The organism is Candidatus Bathyarchaeia archaeon, from assembly GCA_041447175.1.
Lineage (GTDB): Archaea > Thermoproteota > Bathyarchaeia > Bathyarchaeales > Bathycorpusculaceae > JADGNF01.
The window spans coordinates 965,906-985,614 of sequence record CP166960.1 but is presented as its reverse complement, the minus strand read 5'-3'; the positions used below and the strand labels follow the sequence as shown (position 1 = coordinate 985,614).

At 39.6% G+C, this 19,709-nt stretch carries 17 protein-coding genes and 2 pseudogenes; 17 read left to right on the top strand and 2 right to left on the bottom strand.

Annotated elements, in window-relative coordinates:
- The first annotated feature begins 21 nt into the window (after positions 1-21).
- The 3 genes from ACBZ72_05180 to ACBZ72_05170 are packed head-to-tail and all read left to right on the top strand — an operon-like array spanning position 22 to position 3,207.
- Positions 22-1,338, top strand: a complete 1,317-nt coding sequence (locus tag ACBZ72_05180) for a Coenzyme F420 hydrogenase/dehydrogenase, beta subunit C-terminal domain (GenBank protein XES78267.1) — start codon at positions 22-24, stop codon at positions 1,336-1,338.
- Complete coding sequence (locus ACBZ72_05175; GenBank protein XES78266.1) at positions 1,331-1,933, top strand: glycosyltransferase family 4 protein; 603 nt, start codon at positions 1,331-1,333, stop codon at positions 1,931-1,933. Before ACBZ72_05180 ends, ACBZ72_05175 begins: the two co-directional genes overlap by 8 nt.
- Positions 1,934-1,944: 11 nt before the next feature.
- A complete protein-coding gene (locus tag ACBZ72_05170; GenBank protein ID XES78265.1) occupies positions 1,945-3,207 on the top strand; it encodes a polysaccharide pyruvyl transferase family protein in 1,263 nt (420 codons plus the stop codon).
- A gap of 121 nt (positions 3,208-3,328) precedes the next feature.
- Here ACBZ72_05170 and ACBZ72_05165 read toward each other — a convergent pair whose 3' ends face one another.
- Positions 3,329-4,255: a hypothetical protein gene (locus ACBZ72_05165; protein ID XES78264.1), complete on the bottom strand. Its 927-nt coding sequence runs from the start codon at positions 4,253-4,255 to the stop codon at positions 3,329-3,331.
- A gap of 593 nt (positions 4,256-4,848) precedes the next feature.
- On the opposite strand from ACBZ72_05165, the gene ACBZ72_05160 reads away from it, so the two are divergent.
- From ACBZ72_05160 to rfbB, 12 genes and pseudogenes are all read left to right on the top strand, one after another.
- Complete coding sequence (locus ACBZ72_05160; GenBank protein XES78263.1) at positions 4,849-5,169, top strand: hypothetical protein; 321 nt, start codon at positions 4,849-4,851, stop codon at positions 5,167-5,169.
- A 440-nt stretch (positions 5,170-5,609) separates the two neighbouring features.
- On the top strand, positions 5,610-7,790 hold the full coding sequence (locus tag ACBZ72_05155) for a DUF2206 domain-containing protein (GenBank protein XES78262.1): 2,181 nt from the start codon (positions 5,610-5,612) through the stop codon (positions 7,788-7,790).
- A gap of 35 nt (positions 7,791-7,825) precedes the next feature.
- Positions 7,826-8,881: a glycosyltransferase family 2 protein gene (locus tag ACBZ72_05150; protein ID XES78261.1), complete on the top strand. Its 1,056-nt coding sequence runs from the start codon at positions 7,826-7,828 to the stop codon at positions 8,879-8,881.
- A 116-nt stretch (positions 8,882-8,997) separates the two neighbouring features.
- Positions 8,998-9,990, top strand: a complete 993-nt coding sequence (locus tag ACBZ72_05145) for a GDP-mannose 4,6-dehydratase (protein XES78260.1) — start codon at positions 8,998-9,000, stop codon at positions 9,988-9,990.
- 49 nt (positions 9,991-10,039) lie between these two features.
- The gene (locus ACBZ72_05140; protein ID XES78259.1) at positions 10,040-10,543 is read left to right on the top strand and encodes a DapH/DapD/GlmU-related protein; all 504 of its coding nucleotides are present in this window, start codon (positions 10,040-10,042) and stop codon (positions 10,541-10,543) included.
- Positions 10,544-10,607: 64 nt separating this feature from the next.
- The gene (locus ACBZ72_05135; GenBank protein ID XES78258.1) at positions 10,608-11,597 is read left to right on the top strand and encodes a class I SAM-dependent methyltransferase; all 990 of its coding nucleotides are present in this window, start codon (positions 10,608-10,610) and stop codon (positions 11,595-11,597) included.
- Between the two features lie 115 nt (positions 11,598-11,712).
- Positions 11,713-12,486, top strand: a complete 774-nt coding sequence (locus ACBZ72_05130; protein XES78257.1) for a hypothetical protein — start codon at positions 11,713-11,715, stop codon at positions 12,484-12,486.
- Position 12,487: 1 nt separating this feature from the next.
- The gene (locus ACBZ72_05125; GenBank protein ID XES78256.1) at positions 12,488-12,691 is read left to right on the top strand and encodes a hypothetical protein; all 204 of its coding nucleotides are present in this window, start codon (positions 12,488-12,490) and stop codon (positions 12,689-12,691) included.
- Between the two features lie 369 nt (positions 12,692-13,060).
- Positions 13,061-14,644, top strand: a complete 1,584-nt coding sequence (locus tag ACBZ72_05120; GenBank protein XES78255.1) for an oligosaccharide flippase family protein — start codon at positions 13,061-13,063, stop codon at positions 14,642-14,644.
- Between the two features lie 79 nt (positions 14,645-14,723).
- Positions 14,724-15,889: pseudogene (locus tag ACBZ72_05115) on the top strand (glucose-1-phosphate thymidylyltransferase).
- A gap of 49 nt (positions 15,890-15,938) precedes the next feature.
- The gene (locus ACBZ72_05110) at positions 15,939-16,442 is read left to right on the top strand and encodes a dTDP-4-dehydrorhamnose 3,5-epimerase family protein (protein ID XES78254.1); all 504 of its coding nucleotides are present in this window, start codon (positions 15,939-15,941) and stop codon (positions 16,440-16,442) included.
- A 114-nt stretch (positions 16,443-16,556) separates the two neighbouring features.
- Positions 16,557-17,455 (top strand): annotated as a pseudogene (rfbB, locus tag ACBZ72_05105) (dTDP-glucose 4,6-dehydratase).
- Here the strand turns inward: rfbB and ACBZ72_05100 are convergent.
- Entirely contained in the window at positions 17,452-17,595 is a 144-nt protein-coding gene (locus ACBZ72_05100) for a hypothetical protein (protein XES78253.1), read from the bottom strand. The pseudogene rfbB and the gene ACBZ72_05100 sit on opposite strands and share 4 nt — an antisense overlap.
- Before the next feature lie 169 nt (positions 17,596-17,764).
- On the opposite strand from ACBZ72_05100, the gene ACBZ72_05095 reads away from it, so the two are divergent.
- Both ACBZ72_05095 and ACBZ72_05090 read left to right on the top strand, forming a co-directional pair.
- On the top strand, positions 17,765-18,502 hold the full coding sequence (locus tag ACBZ72_05095; GenBank protein XES78252.1) for a glycosyltransferase family 2 protein: 738 nt from the start codon (positions 17,765-17,767) through the stop codon (positions 18,500-18,502).
- 313 nt (positions 18,503-18,815) lie between these two features.
- On the top strand, positions 18,816-19,511 hold the full coding sequence (locus tag ACBZ72_05090) for a hypothetical protein (GenBank protein ID XES78251.1): 696 nt from the start codon (positions 18,816-18,818) through the stop codon (positions 19,509-19,511).
- The last annotated feature ends 198 nt before the right edge of the window (positions 19,512-19,709 follow it).

The following is a 19,709-nucleotide window of genomic DNA, read 5'->3' as shown; positions in this document are numbered from 1 at the left end:
TAAATCGGTAGCGAGAAAACAATGGGGGAATATAGAACACAACCAGAAAGAAGTAATATTAGTGGCGTTGTTGAATCAGGTCTTTGCACCGGCTGCGGTACCTGTGACGGTATTTGCCCAAAATCGGCTATACGTATGCAAAAAACTAAAAGTGTTTATCTTCCTATTGTAAACGACTCTTGCAACTATTGTGGACTTTGCTCTTTGGTTTGTCCTGGTGCGGCTATTAATTTTAATAAATTAAATCTTGATGTTTTCGGTCACAAGAGTGACTCTTTTATCGGTAATCACATCGGGTGCTATATTGGCCATTCAACGGATACTACTTTACGCAGTAATTCAACTTCTGGTGGACTTGTTAGCGAACTTTTGCGGTTTTGCTTGAGTGAGAAGTACATTGATGGTGCTTTGGTCACTCGAATGAATGTTGCTCGGCCTTTAGAACCCGAACCTTATATTGCACGAACAGAAAAAGAGATACTTGAAGCTGCTAAGTCTAAATATTGTCCCGTTCCATTAAACTCTGCGTTAAAGATTCTCGCCAAATCAGAAGGTAAATTTGCAGTAGTTGGTCTTCCATGTCACATCGCTGGGCTACGAAAGACAGAACTAATAGATAAAAATTTGGCAAAAAAAATTGTTTTACACTTTGGGCTATTCTGTAATCATGCACCGACTTTTTCCGCAACTGATTACCTTCTCAAAAAATTAAATGTTAACAAACAAGATGTACTGGCCATTAATTACCGCGGAAACGGTTGGCCCGGTAGATTAACTTTAACTTTAAAGGGTGGACGCGAAAAATCGATGGACCATTTTGACCCGTACTATTGGGGACATGTTTTTAATTCATATTTCCACACTCCTCGGTGTATGCTTTGCAATGATAAATCCTGTGAATTGGCTGATTATTCGTTGGCTGATGCTTGGCACCACTCTGACAGTTCGCTTGGGGAATCAATAATTATTTCCAGAAACAAGTTAGGGCAAGAAATATTGAAAAAAGCACTTGAAATGAAGAAAATAAAGCTAAAAAGCGTATCATGTAACGCAATCATGCAGTCACAATCTATTATAGCAAGAAAACGGCAGCATGAAGCTCGCGTAAAGGTGTTCAAGCAATTAAACAAACGCGTTCCAACGTATAATCAGGAACCTTTGCAGCCGAAACTTCGTGATTATCCGGTTGCTTTATTATCGTATCTTCGATTATCTTTGTCCTCAAACCCTCAATTATGGGCATTGATAGATATTTACCCCAAGATTGCAAGCAAAAAGTTTACTGTAACGTCCTCTACTGCAACCTTGAAAAATGACGGTGGTAGACGCTGTGAATAGAACGGGTATAAATGAATCAAAAAAATTGATTCTGCGCGATAACATCAAAAAAGCATACGGTTTACAAAATGCTTTTGTACTCATTTTCCATGGAACACTCAACTATGCTCCTAATATGCACGCAGTGGAAAATTTAACACGCCTTTTACCGCAAATTATTAAAAAATATCCTAACGTGTACCTTCTTCTAATGGGTAAGAATCCTCCAAAAATCTCTTCCCCTCATATAATACTAACCGGATTTGTTGAAAATCCCTTTGATTATATCGCCATTGCTGACCTTGCAGTTGTGCCACTAACAAGTGGAGGTGGAACCAAGCTGAAAATGTTGCAATATTTGGCTTGTGGAAAAGCTATTGTTGCAACTACTAAGGCGGCGGAGGGTCTAGAACTTGAAAATAACAAGGATGCTCTTATCTGTAAAAATCCAGATTCTGAATTAGTCAATTTGGTTTTTAAGGTGATAGAAAACCCGCAGTTAAGAAAAATGCTTGGTGCGAACGCCCGAAAAAAGGCGGAGTTGCTATATGATTGGGAACACAACGCCCAAAAAGCAATAGCTGTTTACCAAAATTTAATCTCTGCACAATCTTGATGGGTATAGTCGTGACTAACATATTATTAATTAACACCAATTGTTCTTGGAACAAGGGTTCTGCTGCTCAGGTTGTAAGTACTGTAGAGACTTTGCGCAAGGTTATACCAAATTCAAGATTCACTCTGGTTTCGATAAACTGTCCTGATCTTGATGCCAAGTTATGCAGTCGCTATGGTGTTAACGTTGTAGGTTTTTCGAATAAGTCTCCCTTTTCTAGATTTGCTTACGTGCAGTCTTTCTTTCGATTGAGTAACCTTTTGCTAAGATCACATATCTGGTCTAGCTTTAATAACGCTGGTATAGATGTCGATTTTCTGATTTCGGAAAATGTTCTTGAACAGTATCATTCCTCTGATCTTGTTATTGATCTTGCCGGAGATAGTTTCAGTGACCATGGTGCTTTTTCGATTTTTCCTTTACTATACGGTTACATAGCTGTTGCTTTTAAAAAGAAAATTGTGGTTTATTCGCAATCAATAGGGCCATTCAAAAAAGTGATGAACCCTATAGCGAAAATATACTTAAATAAAGCAGACCTGGTGGTCGTTAGAGAGAATGAAACAATAGAAATTTTAAAAAAAATTGGTTTTTCTAACGTTAAGTTGGCTGCCGAGATAGCTTTTGCTATGAAACCTGCATCTCAAAATCGTATTGAAGAAATATTTGCGAAAGAAAAAGTACCTACACGTGTTCCGATAGTTGGAATCGGTACAAATGAGTTGATTTATAAACTCTATAAATCTAATCGCGAATCTTATCTTTCTCTAACCGCTAAGATGGCAGATTATATAGTTGAGCATATGGGTGCTCAGGTATTGCTAATCCCTCACGTTATTATTCCAGAACAGTACGCGGTTAATGATGACAGATACATTTCTAAATTAGTTCTTGAAAGAGTTAAGCATAAAGAGAAAATTAAAATGGTGACTGGTGATTACTCGCCTGAGGAGCTCAAAGGCATAATTGGTCAGTGTTCTCTGTTTATTGGGTCAAGGATGCATTCAAACATTGCCTCCCTTTCTATGTGTGTTCCTGTTGTTGCGCTTGGTTGGAGCCATAAATACAAAGGAATTATGGAAATGGCTGGTCAGGGAAAATATTCAATGATGTTTAAAACAGCCCGCTATACTGAAATAATTCAAAAACTTGATGAGGCGTGGAAAAATAGGGCTGCCATTCGAGCTGAACTGGAATCAACAGTACCTGTGTTGGAGGCGTCTGTACTTGATAGTGGTCTGCTGATTAGAGAGTTGTTGGACTTAAATCTATAAACGGGGTGTTGACTTTTTCGGATATGAGAAAAAGAAATTCGTGCTTCCGGGTGTAAGATATCATGATGCTGTTAAGTCTATCCTAATAAAAGTTCATTGGTCTATATATTACTTCATTTCTTTATGTCCTTTTGAGTAAAGCAAAGTTTTGCTTGATTATGTCAGCAGCGTACGGATAGGGTTGTCCGTCGGGGTCAATAACTCCAAAAGGGGAACCCGTATTTGCCATGGTTCCATTGGCTTTTTTTTCTGCAAAACTGCAATGGAAACCAACGTTTAGAAATCCCACTTCTTCTATTACTTGAAATATGGCAGTATAATAATCTTTTATGTTTTCATCACTGAAGTACCAGTTTGTTAAGCCAATATCTGATCCAGTTCCTCTCCACATTCCAAACTCTCCAAGTATGACTTGGTTCAGTGAAAATTCTCCTCTGTAATAGATCATGTTCTGCAATTGGCTTTGCATGTAAGTTTTCCAAGCAGTCCAGTTGTACTGTTGATTTCCAAGGTAATAGTAATTTGCTAATTCATATAAGCCATAAAAATGTCTCTCAACATAATCAACATGGCCGCTTAGCAAGGGGACTGTCCATTGAAAATCAGTGTTGTAGTGCCAGCCGTCTATTGCTGTTGTATCGACAACTGGAGAAGCTACTACCACTTTTCCATTTTTGCTTCTGATGTAATCACACATCTGTATCACCCAATCGTAGTTACTACTCGGCACGAACGTGCTTTGGTCAATGTATGTTCCCAGAAATACTTCGTTTGCTACGCTCCAGTACGCGATTCTGGGGTCAGTTATGAAGTTATGTTGCAGTTTGTTGTTTCCCGCCAATTTATCGATGTATGTTTTTGCAATTTCTACTTCCATGGGTTGCATGTCTTGTTGTATTATGGAGACGATAGGCTCATTTATTCCTAAATGATTTCCCCATGCACTTCCAAGCGTAAAGAACGCTGCTTTGAATCCCATTGCATCTATTGTTGTTAATAAGCTGTCTAAGTTGTCTGCCCACGAATCATTTTCAGCATTTGTTACCATATTTGTCCCCCAAACGTTCCCCTCGCTTCCTCCCTGAATTCTAATTGTGTTAATTCCAAGGTTATGGAGTATCGCTTCAGCATTGGGTTGGTAATTCACAGCGTTGGGGTGAAATATGTTGACAGGTGTATCTGCTTCAATTATTCGTGAAGTTTGTAAAACGTTGTTATGTGCTACTGTACCGATAGATGAAATTTGAACTTGTGAGTTGTTTAATGTTGCCGTCGCGAAAGAAGGTACTAATAACAAAATGCATAATGCGATTGTCGCCCCTATTCTCGACGCCATTTGGTGACCTTGGAAAATCATCTTGAACACGTTTTGGTCTTGTATATTGCGACTTAATAAATGTTGTTGGATTGGTGAGCTACACAAATACACCTTTTTCTTGCCACTTCAGAGCTGACTTTGGTTTGTATTTCTTACGCGGTTCGGGAGTGCGCTGAACGGGGGGAAGTATGTCTGCTTCACCAGATGTTGCAAGTTATTAACAAAAGCTCGTATGCTGGATTTACAACAAATGTCTTGTTCACTTGAATTTACTGCACTTTAGTTGTATAAATGACTCTTGTATTCTGCTGAGGTGATGTTGGATGGTTCGATTGTTAACAGTCGAGATCAAAAAATTGTCAATTTCAAATAAAACTTCAACTGTGTCAAAAGACGCGCTCAATTTGTATGCTGATGAGGAACTTTTGGACATGGATAGCTGTCAAGGTGACCGCATAACGACTCTTGAAAAGGGTAACCTTAGAGTTGACTTAGACGAAGTGAACAATGTCGATATTAAAGGAGACAGAAAAATACCAAAAAATGTAGGAGCCTATTTTTTACGTTTTGCCGCTTCAATTTGGTTTACCGTACTGAGTTTTTTTAGTCATGTATCGCGTAAATCTCTTTCGCTTCGAGACTAATTTCGAGTCTTGCAAAAACATGGATTAATTATGGTTAGAGATATTTTTTTGCTATCTCAGCTTGCCTTTTTATTTCGACCGTAATCCTGTCAAGGTAATGCCGAATGTGGCAGGCTCTATAAGATAAAGTATGGGTGGATTGCTGCGGATGCTCTGGTATTGTAAGCTGGAGACAAGACAACTATTGAGAATGCAGAATATGCAGGCATGAACGATGAAGGGAAAACTTAGTGATGGGAGACTGCTGTCTTGGCTTCACTTTCTTTAAAATTAAAAGTTGAGCTAAACTGCCTGCGTTTTTCGCAATAAACCAATAATTTTTTTTAAACTTTTTTGGACCAAGTTATTGTAGTCGCCGAAAAGAGTATTTTGAACTGATAGTTTTTTATCAAACACTATTTAGATAGCTATAATTATTTGCGGTACAACAGTGATCCCTCATGAAACCTGATGTTATTTCCTTTGTAGTGATCCAATCTTTACTGTTCATCACTGTTAGCCTTGATATTCCAATTATTAGGCAAATTGTTGTATTTTGTTATTTGACCTTCATTCCGGGTTTCGTCTTCCTTAAGTTTCTTCACCTCAACGAGCTTCAAACAATCGAAACGTTCTTGTTTGCAGTGGGGTTGAGCTTAACTTATACAATGTTTGTTGGGTTTATTCTTAATGGCTTAAGTTTAGTGCTTGGTTTCTTGAGACCTTTGTCGGTAGTTCCATTAGAAGTTTCTTTGAGTCTTCCCACAATAATCCTTTTTTTGATTTGTTACCGGAATGAAATAACGGGAACTTTTACAAATTGCGTCTCTGATTTCATCCACTCAAAGACAGTTTACCCTCTGTTAGTCCTTCTTATTTTGCTAATTATTGCAAGCTTAACGGGTGCTTTGTACGTATCGGTCCCATTTGTTTCTGCCCTCCTGCTGACATTTTCAATAGTGGGGATAGCAGCGGTCTTTGCAGTTGTATGTTCTTCTACTAAACTTATACCCCCAAACCTGTATCCTCTGGTTATTCTGGGTGTTTCTTTGGCTTTGGTATTTCAAATAGTGTTTACTTCACAGTATATAATGGGTTTTGATTCCAACATAGAGTTCTACATTTTTAGATTAACTTCGAACAACAGCAATTGGCAGCTCATACCAATTTACGGTCAACTTGACTATGCGCGATATAACTCCATGTTGAGCGTTACTATACTCCCAACAATATATTCCGCTTTGATGAATATTCAAGGAGAATTACTTTTCAAGATTTTCTACCCGTTCCTCTTTTCTCTTATTCCCTTAACAATGTATGTGACCTTAAGTAAGCATTGGGAGAAATTCAAGTCGCTTTTGGCAGTGCTTTTTTTTATTTCAACTCCATTGACGTTTTTCGGTGTTGAATTCTTAAGTTTGGATAAGCAAATAGTGGCACTTTTGTTTTTGGTTTTATCATGCTTCGTTTTGTTGGACTCAAAGATGTTTTTTGGAAAAAGACGGCTACTTTTGATAATCTTTGGTGCGGGGATGGTAGTTTCGCATTATTCTGTAACCTATATCTATTTGGTGTTCCTTCTATCTTTTTATTTATTATTGCGAATGAGGCGTGTTTTTGATCGTGTACTTAATGGTTCTATGGTTTTATTGCTTTTTGTCATGACTTTCTCATGGTATAGTCTAACGGTTGCACCTTTAACAACTTTATCTTCAATTGTCACTTCAGTTTTTTCAAGGTTTTCTACGGAAGCTCTTCTTAATCCTGCTAGCCGAACCTCAATCAGCGCTACGCCAATTTTGACTGTTGCAGGTGGAATAAACTGGGCTCTTTTCCTTATTGTGCATGCCTTCATTGCGTTTGGAGTTTTGGTTATGCTAGTACGGCCTCGAAGAATTCCTTTTAATGAAACTTACCGTAGCTTTTTACTTGTATGGGTGGCTATTCTAGCATTCTCAGTTATTATTCCTAACATAGCTCCTGCTCTTAATTTAACCCGGTTGTATTCAATAAGCATGATCTTTCTTGCTCCCTTTTTTGTATTGGGTGGTGAGAATCTCGTCGATACAGGACGATATCTTTTAGCAAAAGTCAGGCGCACCAACTTTTCTAAGGTCACTAAGAATCGTCAAGTAGTAACTATCTTGCTTTCCTTGGTTTTGATAGGGTATTTCCTTTCACAATCCGGTTTCATCAATTTTGCTACAAATGCTGCCCCTCAATCTTATTCGATTGATCACAATAGGATGCTTAATTCCGAAGATTTAGCTTTGCAAAGGGGCTTTTACACTGTTTACAATACCCGACCAGACATTTTTAGTGCGGTATGGTTGTCTGGTCAGATAAATCAAACGACCTTGATATATGCGGATACGGTTTCGAGGATTCACAGTCTTTCAAGCTATGGTTTAATAGCGTTCACACAAACTCAAGAACTTAATAATCAAACAACCTTGTCGCCTAACAATTTTATTTATCTTAGGCAGCTAAACGTCAATAACGGTTTGATGGTGAGAGGCGTTAGTGAAACTTATAATACTTCTGACATCACGCCTTTTCTAGACCAATCTAATTTGGTATATTCAAACGGAAATGGCCAAATTTGGCTTTCTTTACCGAAATTGCCTGCTGTAGCTACCTAAAGTCACTTGGTGCTAACGTTTAAAAGCTACATTAGTTGGGGGAGTTATGGATCAAAAACAAAAATGAAAATACGGCTGTTCGTGATTTTCCAAAAGTTTCAGTAATTATTTTGAACCTAAACGGGATGAAGCTTCTGCAGAAAACATTGCCTATGCTATTGAAGACAAACTATCCCGACATGGAAGTTATCGTCGTTGATAACGGGTCTTGTGATGGAAGTGTTTCTTATCTGAAGCAAAACTGTCCATCTGTTACAGTGATGTCTCTTAAAGAGAATGTAGGTATTACCATCGGAAACAACATTGGCGCCTCTGTGGCTAACGGGAAATATCTTGCATTCATAAACAACGATATGGAGGTAGATTCTGAATGGCTAACGCCTCTAGTGATGGCTTTGGAGGCAGACTCCTCTATTGGGTGTTGTGATTCAAAATATCTTAATTATTTTGAGAGAAACAAGTTTGATGTTTCATGTGGTGCCGGCCGTTTCATGGATAAATTCGGTAATTGTTTAAACAGAGGCGGTGGCCAAGTAGATACAGGTCAATTTGACTGTCGGCAGGAAGTGTTTCATGGGATGGCGATTTTTAGGAAAGACTTATTTGCTAAAGCTGGTGGATATGATGCATCATTCTTTGCGTATTTTGACGAAACTGATCTTTGTTGGAGGCTTCACAGGATGGGCTACAAGATTGTGTATATTCCTGAAAGCATCATTTACCATATGGGCAGTGCGACTTCCTCTGTTTCAAGTGCTAAAAAGAAAAAGATGAAAAAACCGATTGCTTTTCACTTCTACAAAAACCGTTTGCGTATGTTAATTAAGAACCAGTTTGGTTTTTCCTTGATTATTTCTGTATCAGGTTATTTGCTTGATGCAGTTGGGCTGGGTCTAAACTTTTTGCTGTCAGGTGACCGCGACTACGTTGGCGTTTTAGGTAAGGCGGTTTTTTGGAATTTGAAAAATCTTGGTGGAACCTTGCAGAATCGGCATAATTTTAAATGCGTGTCTGATGACTTTAAAAGTCTTTTTTTGCCTTATAGCGGTATCTGGATTGTTAATGTTAAGGCGTTAACAAAAAGAATGTGATAAGCTATTATTTTTTCATGTTGTTTTATAAATTCTCTTTGCTTATACATGGGAAAGGTGTGAACTGAACATAACTGTCTATTCTGTGATAACTTCATAGTGCTTGAGGTATTGAAATGATGAAAAAAAGTTTTGAAAACTCTAAAGTGTTAATTACCGGCGGATTTGGTTTCATTGGCAGCAACCTTGCAAACGTTTTAGTAGCAAAAGGTGCCGATGTAACCATATTAGACAACCTTTTAGTTCCCTATGGTGGAAACATAAATAACATCAAGAACATAAGGGAAAAAGTTAAAGTTGTAAACGGTGATGTGCGCGACCAGACGCTTGTCGCAGAGCACGTGACGGATAAAGATTTTGTGTTTCATTTAGCTGCGCAGGTTGACCAAAAAATCGCCATGGACACGCCCCATGTGGATTTAAGCATTAACTGTACGGGGACGTTAAATGTTCTGGAAGGTTGCCGTCTAAATAATAGCATGGCAAAGGTGATTTTTACAAGCAGCCGAGTTACCATTGGTGAGCCAAAATATTTGCCTGTTGATGAACTGCATCCTCTTGACCCAAAGAACAGCTATGGCATTGACAAAATGCTCGCTGAAAAGTACTGTCTAATGTATAATGAGGTTTATGATGTTAAGACTTCAGTTTTAAAGCTAAGCAACGTGTATGGTCCCCACGCCCAAATGAGGTATCCTCATTACGGAACGCTGAACCTTTTTGTCGGCTATGCCCTTACAAACCATAGTATCCCCTTGTACGGCGATGGATTGCAGACCCGAGACTATGTTTACGTTGATGATGTTGTGAACGCCCTACTTCTTGTTGCAGAAAACGACAAGTCTGTTGGCGAACTTTTCTTTGTTGGCTCAGGAACAGAAACTTCACTGCTGGACATTGCTAAAATGATAATAAAGACTGCTGGGCAAGGAGAATTTAAGTGTGTGCCGTTTCCTCCTACTTTAAATAGAACGGACGTCAAGCGGTTTGTGACAAATTATGACAAGATAACCAAGTTTCTAAATTGGGTCCCACAAACTTCATTAGAACAGGGAATAACAAAAACCGTCAAATTCTACCAAGAAAACCTAAAAGACTATCTCCCATAATTTTTACTTTCTTTACGAGGCGATAGAAACGAGAATAATGCACGCTGTCATGACTTGCGCCGATAAGATACTGAATAGCCCTCAGTTTGAAGGCGGTTCCTATGCTGCCAAGAAAAGTAAATTGCAAAGAAGCTTAAAATCTTGCGGAAAAAACCTCTACGTTGATTTTCCGATTATTATCCACGAACCAGGGAAGGTTACAATCGGGGATGACGTGGCTTTAGGTGCATTTAGCTTGATATGGGGGGGTGGAGGTTTAACGATAGGGAATAGGGTGATGCTTGCTTCAGGTGTAAAAATCGCTTCTCAGGGTCATGATGTTAATTCTCCTTTAGTGAGATATTCTAGTACAACTAAGCGGGTGATTATTCATAACGATGTATGGCTTGGTTTAAACGTCGTAGTTCTTCCTGGGGTGGAAATTAAAGAGGGTGCCGTGATTGGCGCTGGAGCCGTAGTTACAAAAGACGTTGAACCGTACACTGTGTCAGTTGGTGTACCCGCAAAACCTGTTCGAATTCGCTGTACTAACCCCAAATTTAAAATGTGCTGATGTCATAATCTAAACTCTTTTATTCATTTTCTGCTCAATGAGTTCCATATAGGACGTATGCGTTATGCGATGTATCGTTTGTGGGAATGCTGACAACAATTCTGTAATACCTGTCAAAGAGAAATTGTTTGGTTTCCAAGACAGTTTCGATTATCTTGAGTGCCCACAATGCGGTTGCCTGCAGATAGTTACTATTCCTAAAAATTTAGCAAAATATTACCGCTCCGATTATTATAGCTTCACAAAACCTGCCGACTATGGGAGTTTGTTATCCCGTTTTATTCGAAAGAGGCAAATGGTCTATGCCTTAACGGGAGCCAGTAAAATAGTGGGGTCCCTCTCTTGCTGGGCAAACTTATGTGAGGCATACTGGCTAAGAATAGACGGATTATTGCAAGTACGTACACTGTCCACAAGATTAACCAAAAAAAGCCGTATCTTAGACGTAGGATGTGGTAACGGCAAATTACTTTATCGAATGGCCGCTGCTGGTTTTAAAGACCTCCGCGGCGTTGATGCGTTTATCGAATCGGACATAACCTATAGTAATGGTGTGCACATCTTAAAATCAACAATAGATGCTTTAAATGGACAGTATGATTTGATCACTTTTGAACATTCCTTCGAACATATGCCTTCCCAACTTGGGGTTTTGCATAAAATTAAAACTTTACTTTCTACAAATGGCTTATGCCTAATCAACATGCCTGTCTGTTCAAGTTACGCATGGAAACATTACCGCGATAACTGGGTTAATCTAGATTGTCCACGTCACTTATGTATTCATTCAACAAAAAGTATGAAAGTGTTAGCTGACAAAGCAGGTTTCAATATTGAAAAAATAGTTTTTACCTCACGAGGTTTTCAGTTTTGGGGCAGCATACAATACCAAAAAGGAATCGCCCTACAATCTGATCGATCCTACAGCATTAACCCGTCCAACTCAATATTCACGAAAGCGCAAATACAACAATTTGAAAAACAAGCAAACAAACTAAATAAGTCTGGTGTAGGCGATTGCGCCGCTTTCTACCTCACGAAAAAACAAACATAAAAGAGTGCAATCCGTTGCTGAAAAAGTATTTCCCTTTATATTAAAAAAGATATATTCGTTAAGTGGTCTAATCAGTTTAAAATAACAGAAGAAAATGTTGGTTTGAGTGAAGAGTATGTCCCAGAAAAAAAAGCGTTCTCCATATCGAATCGCTACGGTTTTTATTTTGTTAACCGGCATCTTGTTAGTGATAATATCCTCGTTTTACATTTCGAGTTTTCTAACAATATTAGGTGTTACACTCGCCGCTTGGGGATCCATACTCCTTTACCTCAGACCCACCACGCAAGTGCCCCTAACCTTGCTCGCCGCCTCAGCTAACCCTGACGACAGCACTGTCGAACGAATATTAACTGAACTAAACCTTACAGAAAAAGGCATCTATCTCCCACCGAAAAATCTCCAAACCGTCGAGCAGAGCCTCATATTCGTACCTAAAAATGCCCAAATAACATTGCTACCTACATCGGAAGAGACAAACGGAAAATTCTTCTTAAAAGAAAACGGTGTTTTACTCACACCTTCCGGTTTATCGTTGTCCCATCTATTTGAACAGGAACTCGGCATCACTTTTGCCCGAACAACACTAGAAAACTTACAAAAAACGCTTCCGAAACTTCTCACGGAAGATTTAGAACTTGCAGAAACTGTAGTAATCAAAACCGAAAATAACCTTGTTACGGTAGACCTTACTGGAAACATATTAAACGAAATCTGTCAACAAGCAAGCAATCAACCTAGAACTCATATGCAGACAGGTTGTCTCCTATCCAGTGCTATCGCGTGTGCCCTGGCAAAAGCTTCTGGCAAACCCGTAGTTATAAAAACAGAAACCCAAAACGTCGAAGCTAAAACAACAACAATAGAATACACATTAAAAGGTGAATAAGATGCAGGTCCCACAATTAGCTTTAGATGATGTTACTTTCTTGTTTGCGATAGCGGCCATTTTACTGCTCGTTACCTTTGAGCTTGCATCACCCAATTTAACTAAGACCTACCTCACCTTAAACAAAAAACAGCTAAAAAGTGCGGCTTTAGCGATGAGCGTACTTTTTTTTTCTACCATTGCACTAAGAATAGTGAATTTTTAGGGTGCTTTTAAAAAAATTTAACAAACACACAACCTCAAATACGCGATTTTTAACGTTTTTTCTAATTTTTGATTCAATATACATTTAGAAAGCAGATGGCTTTTGTGATTTAATTTATTGATAGCGTAGACTATAAATTCTGAATCTGAACGTTAGCATTTAAAATTTTAGCTTAAATATTTTCGTTAACGTAAACAGTTCAACAGAGACGAGGATACATAGATGTTAATGGCGGAGACAGTTGACAAAACAAGTAATTGACGTTGAAACAACAGTCGCAATTGCTTAAGGAAAACTTATTCATAACCAAAAAAAGTTTATGCACCGACATTAACGACACATAAATAAAAATATTATTGAGGCAACTGTATGAGCAAGGCCGCGGCCATAGCGAAAGTTTCAGCTAAGAGTAGCTTTCACTACCTATGGGGACTAGTAATCTCAACTCTGATCTCGTCAGTAGGGACAATATTCATCGCTCGCATGCTAAACCCTGACCAATACGGACTATACTTGGTCGTATTAACGGTCCCTAACCTTCTCGTCACGTTCGGGAACTTGGGCATGAACTCCGCTATCATACGATTCACAGCTCAATTCCGTGCGGAAGGTAGAACCGACGAAATCCGAAGCATATACTTGTCGGGTATACTATTCCAACTTGTCTTGGGCTTAATACTTACCTTTTTCTCGTTCTTTTTTGCAGATTTCTTGGCAACAAACCTGTTCAGCCGTCCAGCTATCGCGCCACTTATCCAAATTGTTTCTTTTGCGGTTCTAGCTAACAGTATAGTGGTCACCGCTACAGCTACCTTTACTGGTTACGAAAAAATGGAACTCAATAGCATAATGCTCATTGTCCAAAGTGTCTTCAAAACAGCACTCATAATAGGTTTAGTTGCCTTAGGATTTGGAGCTGCAGGCGCCACAATCGGCTTCACTTCAGGAGTAATATTCGCAAGCATAGTTGGTATGATCCTAATTTGGACCATCTATAGACGTTTGCCTAAACCTTACTCACATAAACTTGAAATAAAAGCGTACTTAACCGCTATGCTAACATATTGCCTACCATTGTCTGTCGTAACCGTCATAAGCGGGCTTCTTCCACAGTTTTATGCTTTTCTTCTGCCAATTCATTACGCAACCGACAACACAATGATTGGCAACTACGGAGTAGCCATGAACTTCGTTGTTCTAATAACCTTTTTTTCAATTCCAATAACAAGTATGCTTTTCCCAGCATTCTCTAAACTGGACCCCGAAAAAGATATAGACGCTCTAAAAAGTGCTTTTCAATTTTCCGTCAAATATGCTTCACTATTGGTTGTGCCAGTAACCGCTATAGTGATATGTTTATCGCAACCTGCCGTAGAAACGCTTTTCGGAACTGTTTACAATACAGCTCCGCTTTTTCTTGCACTGCTTGCCATTCAGTATTTATATACTGCTCTGGGCAACTTGAGTTTGAGTGGTTTTCTGAATGGTCAAGGCAAAACAAAATACGTTTTAAAGCTAGCCTTACTGAATGGGTCTATTGGTTTTCCTATGGGCTACCTTTTGATTATGGCTTATGGCGTCATTGGTTTAATTGTCACGACTCTTGTGTCTGCGCTGCCTGGAATCTTTCTTGGGTTACGTTTTATTCAAAAAAACTATGGGATTACGGTCGATTGGCTTTCTTCTGCAAAAATTCTGTTTTCGTCTGCTATTGCTGCATCAGTAACTTATGCTGCAATTTCTTTGATGCATTTTTCCAGCTGGATTACGCTAATACTGGGTGTATTACTTTTCATTGTTGTCTTTATTCCATCAGCTCTGCTTACTAGGTCAATTAACCAGTTTGACATTGTAAACCTGTGTGACATGACAAGCAGTCTGGGTACAGTTGGAAAAATCCTGAAAACAATCTTGGGTATTTTCGGGAAGCTCATGACCTACTTTAAACTTTGAAAATGCCTGAACGTTTGACTTAAATTAAACCCCAAACAACTTTGTTTACCTCAACGTACTTAAAGGCAACCTGTAGTATGTGGTTGCTTTACAAAATGACTTTCCGAAGAGTCATATTCATACTAACTATTCCCTATACAGAAAACATGTTAACCTAACAAAGCAATACAATGCCCGTGATGTTGAAGTGAAAGCTCTTGTACTAAGTGGAGGAAAAGCTACCCGCCTTAGACCTCTGACGTTTACCTGCGCAAAACAGCTTATACCTGTAGCTAACAAGCCCATCTTAGGGTACGTTTTGGATCAAATTAAAGAAACGAACGTGACCCAAGTTGGCATAATTACTGCGCCCGAAACAGGTTGCTACGTCGAAGAGTATGTTAAAGATGGTGCCGCATGGGGTTTTAGCGTAGATTATATTTCTCAAGAGCCTCTGGGTTTAACGCATGCCGTTAAAACCGCCCAACCATTTCTTGGTCAAGAGTCTTTTGTTATGTGTTAGGAGACAACGTCACTGGTCAGGGCATAAAAGGTTACGTTGAAAAATTTGAACGCGAAGGTTTAGACGCCCTTATCGTGCTCAAGGAAGTTGATGACCCCTCCCGTTTTGGTATTGCACAGCTAGACAAGAACGGAAATATAATTCGTTTGGTTGAAAAACCCAAAACCCCCATGGGCAACTTAGCCATAATCGGAACATATCTCTTCTCAAATAAAGTTCACTCTGCAATTGAACGCATTAAGCCCAGCTGGCGTGGAGAGCTTGAGATAACTGACGCCGTTCAAGAAATGGTGAATATGGGCCTTAAGGTTAAGGCCGAAGTTCTCCACAGTTGGTGGCTAGACACCGGTAAAAAAGATGATATCCTTAGCGCAAACGCAAAAATTCTTGATGAGTACATAACTTCTAAAGTTGAAGGCAAAATCGAAAACAGTAGTGTAGACGGACGAGTATCCATCGACAAAACCGCCACAGTTATTAACAGTACCATCAGAGGACCCTGTATAATTGGCAAAAACACGCAAGTTAGACATAGTTTTATAGGGCCTTTCACAAGTGTGGGAGATAGTTCCCAGATTTCTAATTCGCATCTTGAGTACTGCGTTATCCTAGAATGCGTAGTTGTTAATGATGTGTGCCGTCTCGAAGACAGTTTGGTTGGCAAAAAAGCCCAAGTTGCAAAAAGCCGCAAGAACAACACAATAAAACTTCATGTCGGAGATTACTCGGAAGTGGAAGTTTGAACATTACCCGTTAAAAGAATATGAAACAAAATGATATTGAGGAAAAGATATGTTACCCGGAGTTATAATTAAACCATTCAAAAGAATACCTGACGAAAGAGGAACCTTTACTGAAGTTTTCAGGAACGACTGGCTGGACTTGCTAGGTGGTGACGTTCCAGCTCAAGCCAATCTATCTACAACTTTTCCTGGCATAATTCGCGCTTGGCACCGACACAAGCGCGGTCAAGTTGACTACTTTATTGCTATTAAAGGCACAATAAAAATCGGTATTTTTGATGACGAAACAGGCGAACTTGATGAAATTATTTCGACAGGAACCTTGCCGCAAGTGGTGCGTGTGCCTGGCTATTTTTGGCATGGTTTTAAGGCGGTTGGTGATGAACAGGTGATGCTGCTGTATTTCACTACTAACTTGTACGATTGTGCTGACCCTGATGAGGAGCGTCGACCTTGGAATGACACGACTTTAATTCCTAAACTCATTAATGGCAAGACTAATGATTCTCGTATTGGTAAAACTTGGGATTGGAATTATCCTCCTCATAAGTGATTGCTATGAAACTTCTTGTCACAGGCGGATTAGGATTCATAGGGAGCAACTTCTGCAAACACATACTGACGGTGCATAAGGATTGGCGGGCTCTTAAATGTCGACAAAGTTGGGGTGGGTGCTAACCCTTCAAGCCTTAGTGATTTGGCTGAGGACAGTCGATACCAATTTTTGAAGGGTGACATTTGTGACCCACATTTTATGCAAGAAGTCATGACACAAGTGGATGCAGTTGTCAACATAGCTGCTGAAACTCACGTTGACCGAAGCATAAGTGACCCTTCAACTTTCTTGAAAAACAACACAGTTGGTACTTATACCCTTCTTGAAGCCATAAGAAAACACAACCCACGAGTTCGTATGGTTCAGGTTTCAACCGACGAAGTTTATGGTACAGCTGTTGAGGGGTCATTTACAGAGAAAGACCCTCTTTTTCCCTCAAATCCTTATTCTGCTTCCAAAGCTGCTGCGGACATGTTCGTTCTTTCTTATCGCAAGACTTTTGGCTTAAATGCTTCGATAACTCGTTGCACAAACAATTTTGGTCCTTATCAGATGCCTGAAAAACTTATTCCAAAAACGATATTTCGCGCTTTGAAAAGTCTTTCCATTCCCGTTTATGGTGCTGGTACTAATATTCGTGATTGGATTTATGTGCAGGATCATTGTGCTGCCGTGACGACGGTTTTGGAGAAGGGTAGGCTGGTGAAGTGTACAATATTTCGGCGGGAAATGAAGTCACTAACTTGGAGATAGTGAAAAGAATACTGGAACTACTGCAAAAACCTCAAGACCTTATAACTTACGTCGAGGACCGACCGGGGCACGATACTCGGTATAGTTTGGATTCATCCAAACTTCAAACTCAGTTAGGCTGGCAACCGAAATCTTGTTTCTTGGATGTCTTGAGTTCTACTGTTGCTTGGTATACTGAAAACGGGAGTTGGTGGGCTCCTTCAGCTACAGATGAGATTTTGCATCCAACTCCATGGAAAAAGCTGAAAAACAACTAACCCGCCCGCCGTTTTATTTTTTCGATTTCTATAAAAGCAGTTTTTCCATTATTGATAGCTATTTTGTGACCAATTTCCGTTTCACCGTATACGTTTTTTTCTCCACCTTTTCGAAGAAAATTTGTTTCTACTTTTTTCACTTTTTTTGACCCTAACAGTAGTTAGGTTTCTTTTTACCTTCTTTCTGTATGGTTATATGCATCCATTTTCGATTTATGGCGATTTAGCAGACTATTTCTTCGACAGAAATCTTGCTTATATCAAATTTCGCAACCCTTACGATACAGACAACTATGTAAGGTGTTGTGATTGCAGATACAGGAAAAAGAAGCATACAAAAATCTTGGCTCTACTTCAGAAGATTGCTCTCGTTTCAACTCAACGTTAGTTTTGATTGCCGCTTTAAATGAGGAAGAAGGCATCGGGCTGACAATCACTGAGGTTCAAAAGCATCTTATTGGTCCTCGAATTTTGGTTGTTGATGGGAACAGTGATGACCGGACAGTTGATGTCTCCAAAGATTTGGGTGCAGATGTACTCTTCCAGGATGGAAAAGGCAAAGGTGATGCGCTTTCAAAAGGGCTTGAATACACCGATGAAGATGTTGACTATTTAGTTATTACCGATGCCGATTTTACTTATCCCGCTGAATATTTACCCGAAATGATTGATGTGTTGGCGAAGAACCCGAATGTTGGCATGGTTTGTGGGAATCGCTTCAACGGGAACGTGGACGATAACGCTCTTCGAAGCCGGTTCTACCTTGGGAATAAACTGTTGTGCTTTGCTCATAAGGTCCTCAACGGTGTGTCAATGAAAGATCCTCTTACTGGATTGCGGGTGGTCCGTGCGGCTTTGCTCAGAGGTTTCGTTTTTAAGTCTAAGAGCTTTGACGTAGAGGTCGAATTGAACCACTTGATTGAACAAAAGGGATATCAAATCGTCGAAGTGCCAATACAGTATAGAAAAAGAGTTGGTGAAAAGAAGTTGAAAATGAAACATGGCGCAACTATTCTGAAAAGAATTTTGTTGCAAGCTTTTTCATAGTTTTTCTTTCCATTATTTGTTCTTTGTTTTGCTTGTTTTTTGTCTCTTTGCTGCAGTTGTTTCTCTGTGGTGCCGTGTAATTTAACTGTTTATGTGTAGAACAATTATGCACTTTTCCATATCAATTTAAAGCCTTCTGACAAGCATATCCTGCGAAAGGCGTCAACACATGTCCTTCATACGTGCACTACGGGACAGATTTCTGAAAGCAAACCATTTATACAAAGTGATTTCTGTTGCTCTTCTAGCTCTTATAATTGGGCTTGCTGTTTTTCTTTCCATATCCTACTTAACTACTCCCAGCTATACCATTTTGAACCCTCAACAAGTTAGCGACACAACAGAATTATTCCCAACTACTCATCACGCATACGTTGACCACAATAGTAGTACAGGTGTCATCGTAGAAATCTTTGGCGAAAACCTGCCCAACGATGCATGGTTAACTGTTGTTACAGAAAGATGGGGCACTGACGTCCCATCAGATGCAGGCGCTCCATTAGTAGTTGACGGTGCAGTTCCTGCCTACTATGACGTAAAAGTTACTGCAAATGTAACTTTCGTTTCTGATGTGCTCGCTAAAGTAACTCTTACCCATCAAAATTTCAACGAAAACTGTGTACTATACTATTTCAACTCCACATTGGACGAGTGGGTTTCTGTAACAACAGACTTTCAATCTCCACACACAATAATTGGGACTTTTCCCGCACTTGCCCTTACTGGAACACCATTGGGCGTGGGTGATTCAGGACCCAACGCTTCGCCAACTCCGACCTCAACACCTGTTTCATCCCCAACTGCTACCCCACCATCAGAACCTACTCCTACTCCTTCCGCATCCCCAGCATCTACATTGACGCCTACTCCAACGGCTACCCCCACTACTACTCCATCGCCTTCATTATCTCCACCGCCCTTTGTTGTTCCAGAATCCAATGCGGGTGCACTGCTTGCCTTGCTTGCTTGTGTGGCTGCTTTTCTGATAATTGTTAGAATTCGCAAATGAAAAGTGGCTGCCCTTGAACTGAACCGCAAGTAGCAGTTTACTTGATGTGTGAAGTAGAGACCCGCAGATTATGCCACAGCCGGCTTGAATTATACCTTTTTCCTATTTTCTTAATTGTTTGTTTAATGAAGCCTGTTGCTCCAAGAAAATTAGCGCGTTCTGATTTTGTGTCATATTCATTGTACTTTTGAAATGCAA